Genomic DNA, 12,274 nt, shown 5'->3' on the forward strand with positions numbered 1-12,274 from the left:
ACAAGTTGAGATTGGACAAGATAGTTGATAAAAACATAATAGTGCGAGAATTATCCGGTCTCATTTTTTGCCATTGCAAACTTTTCACTATAGAAGAAACAGTAACCATTATAGTTTCTCAATTGTTATATGCTTCCGGACAACGAGAGTCAGGAAGAAGGGTAATAGTTAATAATCAAGGGATGGCCTTATTCTTCTTGTCCTCGGTGAATAAGGGTAAGGAACTTATTCAAAAAGGTTGGCTCTAGATGATCCACCATAGGATTGCCTAAATCGAATGCAAGAACTGGCATTTTTGCAAAATTCTGCTTGTTAGAGAATCTATCTATGAGAAATACAGCTTTACCAAGAGGATGATTTATCAACCAACGTTGCCGAGGATGATAAATAGAACCGGAAAAGTTTTCCCATCTTGTACCCTTGGTATTACGTTTCAATAGACCTTCCTCATCTCTTACATAGTATTCTGATTTCGCTGTACTGATGAAGGTATAGCTGGCACAACTTATCCAGAGAAAAAAAAGGCAACCCGTATTACTAAATTGCTAAAACAGCATATTTTTATTTGTTTCGTTTGCAAGCATTTGCCAAACTGTAAATGGCTTTAATTTGAGTTCAGGTGAGTTTTATTAAGCCTCTAAGTATATCCCGAAGGTATATTCTACACTGGAGAGATTACAGGAATATCGAGCTCTTGATATTTAATGCATTATCCTACTATAGGTGGTAGTGCAAAGATTATAATTCCTGTAAAATTCGGAACGAGATCATATATTATCCGTAACTATTACTTAATAAAAGTAGTTGTATGAGAAAATTGATATTTTGTTTTGTGAGATTCTGCCTAAAACAAAATATATCCATTGCAAGGGTACAGGTGGGAAGTGAAAAAGATGAGAGAAGAGGATAAATATTTATTTCTTATAATAACTAACCTATTATTGTTTGCATAAGTTTTCATAACAATAAGTCATACTAACTATGACTTTTTACTACAAGGATTTAGAGCTAAATTTTAGTAATGAGCCAAGAGGTCTAGGCAAATTTGCTTATCACCCTTACAATCATGTCAAGAGTATCAACTATACAAACTAATCTATTAGGACCGATTTTATAGCAGTCTTCAGCAGATTGACAACGTATACATAATTAAAAAGTAAGAAAACAATAATTAATATGGGGTATTATCTATTTATTTAAACTTTAAATCTTATTACACAATAAAATTATGCGGCATTTTATAATTGCTATTTTCTAAAAAATCATGAGCCTTTTAGTAATATCTCCCAGTAAAATAATTGATAAGAGTTGATAGTATATATAAGGGTAGGAAATAATGGCAAAAAAATCATGTCATTACATATATAAATTATGCTTAGTCAAGATGCAGCAGTACATTTCTGTATTAAGATATTTATGTGTTTATTCTTGGGAGAAATAACTGGAATCTAGATCATAGTTTTATTAACTCAACAAAAAACTATTTATTTTCAATTAAAACACCGGCAATATACTTTCACAAAGTTACATTGTTAGAAATTTATGGTGTTAGGTTGTTTATCTGTACATTCCGAAAAAACATGATTATATAAATTTTTACTTGTCCTGATTTTATCTATTTTTTTGTTATTATATTACCCTGTTTATTAAATATTCTATGATTTTTGGCTATCCGATGATTATCTATATCAACCTAATTATCAATTTTTTTAGTCAATGTGTTGCAAAATAATAGTTAATATGAATTTATTAATCAGATGCTCAAAGTATTTACTTAATACTCAGTATTGAACTAAGAGTAACCTATACAAGTAATTAAGAATTTTACAGAAAGATCTTCAAGGCTATCAAAATAAATATCATAATATATATATTATGAATTATAAGGAATTATTACAATATACCTGATATAGGAAGATAATTTTGTAAAAATATAAAGTAAAAAAAGTGAATAGCACAGCCTATTGAGTATTGGTATATAATCATGAAATTTATTATTAATTGGAGTGAAATAGTTGGATATACTATTCCAAAATATAATCAAAGCAAAGAGATTTTGATTTTTAGTAAGGTTAACTTCAAAGAAGTTTATAACACAAGTCTCATAACCCTGAAAATATATGAGCAGATTCACTGAGTCCCATTCTGATTGAAAAAGGCTTGAGGTCTTTGTTAACCGGAAATTCCCACGGTAATATCCTCATAAATAATATTAAGTAAGAGCTAAAAGTACTAAATTTAATCAAGATAATATTAAAATAATAAGCATTCAATTTTGAATCAATTATGTATAGTTTCTTAAACCCTCATTACATTGAAATAATCAAGTTTTATAAGCGTACTTTATCATAGCCCATGTGGGTATTATGATACTTGACTTTTTGAAATATCACTGCTAATAGCTTGTGGAACTCTCATTTATTGACGGTATAGAATATACTTCATAGGTAATGGAGTTTTCAGAATTTTAACTTAACCCCTGAGTTATTTTTCAAGAAATAAATCATGCCGGTATTTACCATAAAATAGTTAATAAAGTATTTAGAGATACTTGTAAATATCTGCCACAAATATGCTTTCATTTCACGCTGGAAAACTTCGTCAAATATGGGGTAGGTATTTTAGTTATTGTGATTTTATAACTAATATTGTGTAGTTACTGTGGACTTAATTTTGTAAGTTTTAGTAGCTTCAATTGGTAATTAATATAATAACTAGTGTTTGGTTATACAGTATGGTAACCATGATTTTTACTCTATCTCATGTCTTAAGAGTCAATAATATATAATTATATGTTAAGCTCTGATATAAAAACTATACTGTGGCACATTTAGTAGAAACTACCCAATCTCTTACGCGTACGCCATTGTTTCCTCTTGCTCAAGAGTTAAAGGCTCGATTTACTTGCTTTGGCACTTGGGAAATGCCTGTGCGATTTGGCAGTATTATCAAAGAACATGAGGCTGTAAGAAATCATGCAGGAATGTTTGATATTTCACACATGGGTAAGTTTGTATTTCAAGGAAAAAATGTAGTAGATCAGCTGCAGAGATTAGTTCCATCAGATTTCAGCCGTCTTCAACCAGGAGAATCACAATATAGTGTTTTACTAAATGAGAATGGTGGCATCATTGATGATATTATTTTTTACTACCAAGGCACAAATAATAATGGTGATCAGGGAGGGGTATTAATTGTAAACGCTGCCACTACTACCAAGGATCGTACATGGATACTGAAATATATAGGCACTAGTAAAATCGAGTTTCAAGACATTTCCCAGGATAAGGTATTAATAGCTATTCAAGGGCCAAAAGCCACTGGTATCCTACAGAAATTTGTTTCTGTAGATTTAAACTCTATTAAGGCCTTTGGACACTTGGGAGCCAGTATATTTAATCAGCCAGCTTTTCTTGCTCGTACTGGTTATACTGGAGAAGATGGTTTTGAAGTTATGATAAATCCCGAGGCAGGAGTAGAGCTATGGCAAAAGTTGCTCAGCGTGGGAGTAGTTCCCTGTGGACTAGGCGCTAGGGATATTCTGCGCTTGGAAGCATCCATGGCACTATATGGGCAAGATATTAATGATAGCACCACCCCATTTGAAGCAGGATTAGGGTGGCTAATTCATCTAGATACTAAAGGTGATTTTATTGGGCGTGAAGTTTTAGAACAGCAAAAATCTCAGGGTATTACCCATAAATTGGTAGGCCTACAAATGCAAGGACGTAGTATTGCTCGTCATGGATATCCAGTATTATCCTCAGGAGAAGTTGTTGGAAAAATTACTAGCGGAAATATTTCTCTTACTCTTGGGTATCCTGTAGCTTTAGCCTATTTACCCAAAGATATAGCCCAAGTGGGGCAGCAGTTAGAGGTGGAAATCCGCAGTAAATACTATCCAGCAGTAGTTGTCAAAAAGCCATTCTATCGATCTACAAGCCGCCTGACTAGCTAATAATATCTAAAACTTCTACAGAAATCTACCGGTTTAGCATCATTTTGATCTCCTTCACCTAGGAGATATTTAAATTAATTGTTTTGTCTTGAAAAGGTAAGTAATATGTCAAATTATCCTCAATATTTAAAATATCTGGACACTCATGAATATATACGTTTAGATGGGGACATTGCTACTATTGGTGTTACTGCTTTTGCAGTGGAGCAATTGGGAGATATTGTCTTTTTAGAATTACCAGAAGTTAATGTTTCTGTGAGTAATAAGGAAAGTTTTGGTTCTATCGAATCGGTTAAAGCTGTGGAAGATTTGAAATCTCCTGTAACTGGTGTTGTGGTTGAACGCAATGATGCCTTAATGAATTCACCAGAGAAAATTGCAGAAGATCCTTATGGAGAAGGATGGTTGATTAAGGTGAAGGTGAGTGACCTCAGTGAAATAAATGATGCTATGAATGCAGCAGATTATAGCGCTAAGGTTGAGGGAGAGTGAAAGAAGAGACAAATTCAACTGAATGGATATGGACAAAAAGTTTGCCTTCTTGTATTAAGCACTTATTAATTCCTCTCTAAATAAAAAGGACATGGACAAATCATCGTATAGGAAAACCCCAAATTTATTTGTTGCAAAATATTAAATAGTCGTATTTGGAGAGTAACTTAGTGGCATCGCAAGCTCTTTATCCTGAGTGCAGCAGTAGTCAGTCTACAGATGGTAATTTTAGTGCACAAAGTTTGACCTTTAAACAACGTCATATTGGCCCTGATTCCCATTATGTTAAGAAAATGCTGGGTGTTTTGGAGGTGAAAACTTTGGATGACTTGATCGACAAAGTTATACCGCCAAACATTCGGTTGAATCGTTTTTTACAATTACCCACAGCGTTAAGTGAGTATGCAGCATTAGGAAATTTAAAAAATATAGCTGCCCAGAATCAGGTATTTCGTTCATTTATTGGGATGGGATATTACCAATGTATTATCCCCGCAGTTATTCAGCGTAATATTTTGGAAAATCCTGGTTGGTATACTGCATATACACCCTATCAACCAGAGATTGCCCAAGGCAGACTAGAGGCTTTATTGAATTTCCAAACTATGATTATTGATTTAACTGGTTTGGAAATTGCTAATGCTTCCTTACTAGATGAAGGGACAGCAGCAGCAGAAGCTATGAACATGAGTTATGGTGCAACTAAACATAAAACTCATAATTTCTTTGTCTCCCAAGATTGTCATCCCCAAACTATTGACGTATTACAAACTCGTGCCAGACCTTTAGGGATTAACATTATAATTGGCAATCATATTACTTTTGATTTTTCACAGCCGATATTTGGTGCAGTCTTACAATATCCCGCCAGTGATGGCTCTATTTATAAGTACCATGTTTTTATTGAGCAAGCCCATGCTGAAGGTGCATTAGTAACGGTAGCAGCCGACCCTCTGAGTTTAACTTTGTTGGAGCCTCCTGGTGAATTCGGTGCAGATATTGCTGTGGGAAGTACCCAACGTTTTGGTTCTCCTATGGGCTATGGTGGACCCCATGCTGGTTATTTTGCTACCAAGGAAAAGTATAAACGTCAGGTTCCAGGGAGGGTCGTGGGGGTATCAAAAGATACTCATGGGAATATCGCATATCGCCTATCGTTACAAACACGAGAACAACACATTCGCCGAGAGAAAGCCACCAGTAACATTTGTACAGCTCAAGTACTATTGGCAGTTATTGCAAGCATGTATGCTGTATATCATGGTGCTGCTGGATTAAAAGTGATCGCATTAGAAATTCACCAACATACTGTTACCCTGGCAGAAGGTTTAAAGCAACTTGGTTACAATATAACCAACAAGTACTTTTTTGATACTCTGAGAGTAGATTTAGGACCCCGTAGTGTAAAAGATATTCTGGCAGCTTGCAAACTCAAGAAAATTAACCTCCGACTTTTTAGTGATAGTAGTGTGGGTATTTCTTTGGATGAAACCACTACTATCAAGGATATAGAAGACTTGCTTGGTATTTTTGCTGGTAATTCTCACACTCCTAGCAGAAAACTTTTACCCCCACAATTACCATTAGAGATATCCCGTACCAGTAACTATCTTACCCACCCTGTATTTAATAGTTACCATTCGGAAACTGAGTTGCTACGCTACTTGCATAAACTAGAATTAAAAGACTTGTCCCTGACAACATCTATGATTCCCTTGGGTTCCTGCACTATGAAACTCAACGCCACATCGGAAATGATGCCTGTAACCTGGCCAGAATTCAGTAATATTCACCCCTTTGCACCCCAATCCCAAACTAAGGGCTATCAAGTCATTTTCCAGCAGCTGGAAAACTGGTTGGCAGAAATTACGGGACTTGCCGGAGTTTCTTTGCAACCCAATGCTGGTTCCCAAGGAGAATACGCCGGATTACTTGTGATTCGGAAATATAATGAGAGTAGAAGAGAAGGACACCGTAATATATGTTTGATACCCACTTCTGCCCATGGAACCAACCCTGCTAGTGCAGTCATGTGTGGTATGAAGGTGGTTCCTGTTGCATGTGATAATGGAGGAAATATTGATATAGACGACTTGAAAGCCAAAGCAGAAAAGCATAGCAGGGAGCTTGCAGCGTTGATGGTAACTTATCCTTCGACCCATGGTGTATTTGAAGTAGCCATTCAAGAGATATGTGGCGTTATTCACGATCATGGTGGACAAGTCTACATGGATGGGGCAAATATGAATGCCCAAGTGGGACTTTGCCGTCCGGGGGATATTGGTGCTGATGTATGTCATCTGAACTTACATAAAACCTTTTGTATCCCCCATGGTGGAGGTGGTCCGGGAATGGGACCAATTGGGGTTGCAATTCACCTTAAGCCATTCCTACCCGGACATTCTATAGTGGAGATAGGTGATGAACTTAGTATGGGTACAGTATCTTCTGCACCTTGGGGTAGTTCTAGTATCCTATTAATTTCCTGGATGTATATTGTTATGATGGGTGCAGATGGCTTGACTGATGCAACAAAAGTTGCAATTCTTAATGCTAACTATATTGCGAAGCGTCTAGAAAGCTACTACCCCGTTTTATATAAAGGTACTAATGGTCTAGTGGCTCATGAATGTATCTTAGATCTTAGAAGCTTTAAAAAATCTGCTGGAGTAGAAATTGATGATGTTGCAAAAAGATTAATGGATTTTGGGTTTCATGCTCCCACTGTTTCCTGGCCGGTAGCAGGTACCATAATGGTAGAACCAACAGAAAGCGAATCCTTGCCAGAGTTAGAGCGTTTCTGTGAAGCAATGATTACTATTCGCAAAGAAATATCTGAAATTGAATCTGGCAAAGTTGATGTTGAAGATAATTTACTCAAGAATGCACCTCATACTGCAACTAATTTGTTAACGGCAAAGTGGAATCACCCATATTCCCGTGAACAAGCAGCATATCCTCTGCCTTGGGTTAAGAATAATAAATTTTGGCCTGCTGTGGGAAGGGTAAATGCAGCTTTTGGGGATAGGAACTTTATTTGTTCTTGCATACCGATGGAAACATATTCTCAGGAATAAATTATCAAGTATAAATTACTAATAGGAAGCAGTTGAGTAATATACAACTACAAATGCACGTTGGTAATATCGGCGTGTATTTTTGTTATTGTCCTTAGCTTGCGTTGGTAATTTTTCATCAGGCTATAAAATACTATACAAAATTTGGTATGCAATTTCAATCAGGTTTTTATCTCAACATTAATATGATTATTAATGTTGAGATAAAAAGTAAGAATTTATGAAATCTTATATTTTTATATTATTAAACAGGGCTGAAAAAAATATATATATCAATAAAGTTGCTATAATTTTCAGCGGATATTTAACTATGAGAAATAAGTCTCATATTGATATTCTCATCAGTATAGTTTTGAGAAATCAGGGAAAACATAAAGTTACTTAACAGATAGAAACAGTGCCAAGTCTAAAACGAATGATGTGTTTATAGGGTAACATCCTAACTGTGCAAACTTTCTTGAGGATTATAATTATGGGTGCAACACTCAAAATTAAACATTATTTTCTATGTATCAATTTTTCATGATTGGCTTATAGTATTATCCTGGCCTTTTCACAGCTATTTTTATTTTTGACTTCATCTAATCTGGCAGTGGGTATTGCTGCCAGATTAGATGATTGGCATTTCTCTCCTGACAGGTTACAATTAAAACTTAATTTATTAGGAGATACTCAACCTCGGCACTTTTCTTTAAAAAAAACCAAATAGGATTGTTATTGATTTACCTAATACCAAATTGGGTTGTGTTCCTAATAAACAGGAATTCTCTGGAGCTATCAAAAGCATACGTCTCTCTCAATTTAATGCAGATGTCACTCGTGTTGTTTTAGATATCAAGCCGGGCAATATATTAAATGCAAATCAATTGCAATTACAATCCTTTACCTGGAAAGGTGAAAATATTTGGGTATTACATCCTAGCAAGAGTTTAGATTATAACAAGGGTTCTGCTGACTTTTATGCTCAGGTAGGAAATAATAAAATAATCAAGATGAAGGAATTACAAATTCCCACATCGTATCTATACTCAAATGATAATAGTATTTATCCTAATAATCAATCAATACTTTGAATCGTTCAACTAATAGTTATCTTCCTATTCCCATCAATCTTAAAAGACCAGACCAGTTAGTTGTGCTACCCTTGAATAGTAATAATGAAATCCAACTTTTATTCCCCTTTAATTCGATTAAACCTCCATCAGTGATTAGATAATTAGTCAGGTGTTGTTAAAATATTCTACTTAATTAATAAATTGGTTTTTTCTGAACCTAATTAACCTCAGTATCAACAGAAAATTCTTTATTAGTAAATGATTATTTTGTAATCTACTTATACCAGTACTCTTGGCTTTTATTGATGCAGGTATTGACTTTATCTCAATAATTAAGGCATTTGGTTACTTGCTTTAACTTACCTTAACCAAAAACTAATTATTAGAAAGTAATTGATAGTAATAAGTTTTTACTTTTATAAATAAATTATTACCCTCTTTAAAAATACCCCATTGATTGAAAACTGCCACTGACTTTTATATATATGATTGATTTAATCATTATTAGCTTTAGACTATGGGTAATTAATAATCAATCATGTTTAGATTTACCTAATAAGAAGGTGCTTAAAACCCGGATATTTTATGAAAAAGTACTCTCATTGTAGCAAGCAAACACTAGTTTAGTGTTATGAACTATATGGGCAAGTATTATAGCTCACAAGACTAAACACATTATATTTCATGAACCAATTTTTACATCTCGCCATAACATAGATTTTACCTTAAGACTATCTGCAATTATAGGTTATATAAATAGGCATAGCAAAACTTGATTGTCTCATTTATAATAGTTGAATTATTAAAGTATGTTGATGGAAATTCAGGATATTAATTTGAGTGATGGTAATAATATCAAATAATATAAATAACTTATAACTGTAACAAACTCAGGTATTTATACTACAAATTATACTTGGTCATATCAGGTGATATGGGAATTACTTAGGAAAGAAGTAAACTATCAAACCAATTAGAATATCTTAGCAATAACCTTACTTAACAACCATTAGAGTTGATAACAAATTGGGTGGAATAACTTTCATACAATGAGTAGAAGATTTATGCTGTTGTATAATCTAAGTAATTTTGACTATTTTTTTTGTTATTTTATGAAATATTAGCAATTAGTCTCGGAATGTTAATCTAGACTGTGATACTCTATGCAGTAAGAAACTTTTATTAGTATAAAATAACCTCAACATTTTACAGAAAAAGAGTTCTAAGCTACTCATCAACAACTACTCAAAACTCTTTCTATAAATTAGAATCTTTCTGTTTCTGTTGGTGGAGTAACTGCACCCTCTGGGGTACTAAATAAGTTTTTAGCAGCATCATTTTGGTAAATACAACTGATATTTACATCTTTGCTATCTAAACTTCCTGTAAATCCAAAAGTATTGAGACGATTTTTGCAGTTTCTTACCTGGGTTGATGTAACTAAATTTTTATTCTCTAATATCTGCCAGTTGTTAGTCCGGAGAACACATCCAGGGCGCATAGTCGATTGGGAAACATAGACATTAAAAGGGTTAAAAGTAAGAAAAACCCTAGTATCCATAACTACTGCACTGGCTCCATATTGCACACATATTTCCGGATTAGGTGCTTTTGTATCAATATATTCGCGAGAAGCTACATTTGATGGTGAAAAAGTAGTGTTAGAATTTAAAGCAATACCAATCCCAACACCCAAAATCAATACTCCAGCTAAAAGCGCTATAGTTGTTATATTGAATTTAGGGGACTGATTACCAAAAGACTTACGGAAATTAGCTGTCATGCTATCAGGGGGTTTGCGTCTCATAATCTCTGTGCAAATGTTTGCAGTAGTAATAATAAAATTTTTGTACTTTTGTTACTATGTTATGCCGATTTCTGAACAGAATAATTTGGAATATATAAATGACGTGATTTGGCTGAAGGTAAAGCTGAAGGTAAATAATAATGGTTGAATCAGCATCACCAATTATATTAGATTTATTTAGCAATGACCTAGAATTACAGTTAAAATCCTGCTGCTTTATCTGTCTGATTAAGTTTTTTATATGATGCCATCAAAGAAAAGTACTATCACCCTGTGGTGATAAATATGGAGTACCTCCTTTTGGGAATTCGCTCCTAAATTTTATGCCCTTTTAAAAAAAACTTTGGTGTGGAAAATAATGTACAGGTTTTTTGGATAGTAATAGAAGATCACCAAAAAGACTCGGGCTTATTACCTATATCGGCCGTACTTCTCCCAAAGCCTGATAGGTATTTTACATTATTTTCATTTAAAGACCAACATACCAACTTTATCGAGTCTTTAGTAAACTCAATTAATAAAATTCATTCTAATAAATAGGGAGTTCCTTAGAAAATATTTTCAACCAAAACCATTATGTGAGTGCCTGTTGCTGTAGATTAATGAACGAGACTAATGGGTTGAACCACAGATACTATTATTGATAGTCTTAATAGTCAGAAACTAATATGCAAATGCTATTACTGGGTAATATCGCCATGGCTAAGAACAAACCTATCACTGATTCCAGACTAAGGAGTGAAAAGGTGTTATTCAATAACAAAAATCGGAGCGGCGGGATTTGAACCCACGACCTCCACTACCCCAAAGTGGCGCGCTACCAAGCTGCGCTACGCCCCGCTAATGTAAATTTAATTTCTTGGGAAATCTGAATTTAAATTTACAACTATTTTATGTTAACATGATTCAGGCATTTGATAAGCACAAAATCTAAAAAACTCTCAGAATTTTAGCCGCTTGGCATAAATCCGCAACGACGGAAGCATCATCCCACTCACCTTCTGCACGACGTCCGGAATTGAGAATGAACCTTAAACTGTATGCTTGGGGATAGCCTGTTACTTCCATCCACAACAAGTTGCTCTCTGCTTTACAGGTAATTTTTTCCTCATCCATAGTTTCTGCAGCCATTTGGTTCATTATGTCTGATAATTGGGAAAGTAAGCGACAAAAATCATGTAACTCACCTTCTGTTAACTCGACTGCCCAACTGTCTGTACCAATTAAACCCTTGAATTCTGATGCTTCAGGATCCCAGCCAATTCGCCAGCCCGCATCACTCTTGATAAAACGCTGCATTTGTTTAGAAAATACGAAAACTGAAATTTTGACTGATTTAATACTGCTAGGAATTGATTAGGTAAAAATTCTTCTGTTGATTCAACATAGGGATTATAACAGTCTGTAAGAAAATCGTCTTGAGTCAATCTTATTAGTTAATGTTTCGTTGTAGAAATCTTTTCATGGGGCTGAGTAATAAGCTACTAAACCCTATGAAAAATTCATCATAAAATTCAAGTATTTGGTTTAGTATGCCCCTAAACTAAATTATTAGGCTTTTTACTTCTTGTTATAACCCAAAATGTTCTTATCATTCTCCTATAATTTCTGGCTGAGTCAACTCATCGGACATTTCAATAATTGCCCTGAGTACAGGCTTCATTAACATATCCTCCCCACTGTCAAAGTCTTCATAACGACGACGTTTTGCCCGATGTGCGACTTGAACTGTAATTCGATAACGGTTAGATGCAGCGTTAACTAAATCTTCAGAACGGTGCATGATTTGAGATTGGGTGGTATTAAACTTAGAATGCTTGAACATGCTTAAAATATTTGGAGCTCACTCACACTTTATACAATATTCTTTGACTCAAAGGGCAAT

9 protein-coding genes and 1 tRNA gene are annotated in these 12,274 nt (G+C 34.5%); 5 read left to right on the plus strand and 5 right to left on the minus strand.

Translation table 11 applies throughout. The annotated features are described in order from the left end of the window. Positions 1-188: 188 nt before the first annotated feature. A complete protein-coding gene (locus tag RINTHH_RS00325) occupies positions 189-437 on the minus strand; it encodes a Lipid A disaccharide synthetase related enzyme (RefSeq protein WP_008231463.1) in 249 nt (82 codons plus the stop codon). A 2,384-nt stretch (positions 438-2,821) separates the two neighbouring features. Between RINTHH_RS00325 and gcvT the strand changes: the two genes are divergently transcribed. From gcvT to RINTHH_RS10050, 5 genes are all read left to right on the plus strand, one after another. Beyond that, a complete protein-coding gene (gcvT, locus tag RINTHH_RS00330; protein WP_044304264.1) occupies positions 2,822-3,958 on the plus strand; it encodes a glycine cleavage system aminomethyltransferase GcvT in 1,137 nt (378 codons plus the stop codon). A gap of 105 nt (positions 3,959-4,063) precedes the next feature. Beyond that, positions 4,064-4,450, plus strand: a complete 387-nt coding sequence (gcvH, locus tag RINTHH_RS00335; protein ID WP_008231467.1) for a glycine cleavage system protein GcvH — start codon at positions 4,064-4,066, stop codon at positions 4,448-4,450. A 293-nt stretch (positions 4,451-4,743) separates the two neighbouring features. After that, entirely contained in the window at positions 4,744-7,527 is a 2,784-nt protein-coding gene (gcvP, locus tag RINTHH_RS00340) for an aminomethyl-transferring glycine dehydrogenase (RefSeq protein WP_231291134.1), read from the plus strand. A gap of 571 nt (positions 7,528-8,098) precedes the next feature. After that, entirely contained in the window at positions 8,099-8,236 is a 138-nt protein-coding gene (locus tag RINTHH_RS10045; RefSeq protein ID WP_155943869.1) for a hypothetical protein, read from the plus strand. 28 nt (positions 8,237-8,264) lie between these two features. Beyond that, entirely contained in the window at positions 8,265-8,600 is a 336-nt protein-coding gene (locus tag RINTHH_RS10050) for an AMIN domain-containing protein (protein WP_008231472.1), read from the plus strand. A 1,246-nt stretch (positions 8,601-9,846) separates the two neighbouring features. Here the strand turns inward: RINTHH_RS10050 and RINTHH_RS00350 are convergent. From RINTHH_RS00350 to RINTHH_RS00365, 4 genes are all read right to left on the minus strand, one after another. Then, positions 9,847-10,389, minus strand: coding sequence for a DUF3172 domain-containing protein (locus RINTHH_RS00350; protein WP_044304266.1), 543 nt, complete (start codon positions 10,387-10,389; stop codon positions 9,847-9,849). A 766-nt stretch (positions 10,390-11,155) separates the two neighbouring features. Next, positions 11,156-11,229, minus strand: a tRNA-Pro gene (locus tag RINTHH_RS00355). Between the two features lie 90 nt (positions 11,230-11,319). Beyond that, the gene (locus RINTHH_RS00360) at positions 11,320-11,688 is read right to left on the minus strand and encodes a DUF1818 family protein (RefSeq protein WP_008231475.1); all 369 of its coding nucleotides are present in this window, start codon (positions 11,686-11,688) and stop codon (positions 11,320-11,322) included. 292 nt (positions 11,689-11,980) lie between these two features. Beyond that, positions 11,981-12,214, minus strand: coding sequence for a DNA-directed RNA polymerase subunit omega (locus RINTHH_RS00365; RefSeq protein ID WP_044304267.1), 234 nt, complete (start codon positions 12,212-12,214; stop codon positions 11,981-11,983). Between the last annotated feature and the right edge of the window lie 60 nt (positions 12,215-12,274).

It is taken from the genome of Richelia intracellularis HH01 (genome assembly GCF_000350105.1).
Classification (GTDB): Bacteria; Cyanobacteriota; Cyanobacteriia; order Cyanobacteriales; family Nostocaceae; genus Richelia; species Richelia intracellularis.

Excerpts from the sequence above, each read along its gene's own strand:
- gcvH (WP_008231467.1), top strand. The coding sequence starts at position 4,064 with ATGTCAAATTATCCTCAATATTTAAAATATCTGGACACTCATGAATAT.
- gcvP (WP_231291134.1), top strand. The coding sequence starts at position 4,744 with ATGCTGGGTGTTTTGGAGGTGAAAACTTTGGATGACTTGATCGACAAA.
- RINTHH_RS00350 (WP_044304266.1), bottom strand. The coding sequence starts at position 10,389 with ATGAGACGCAAACCCCCTGATAGCATGACAGCTAATTTCCGTAAGTCT.
- RINTHH_RS00360 (WP_008231475.1), bottom strand. The coding sequence starts at position 11,688 with ATGCAGCGTTTTATCAAGAGTGATGCGGGCTGGCGAATTGGCTGGGAT.
- RINTHH_RS00365 (WP_044304267.1), bottom strand. The coding sequence starts at position 12,214 with ATGTTCAAGCATTCTAAGTTTAATACCACCCAATCTCAAATCATGCAC.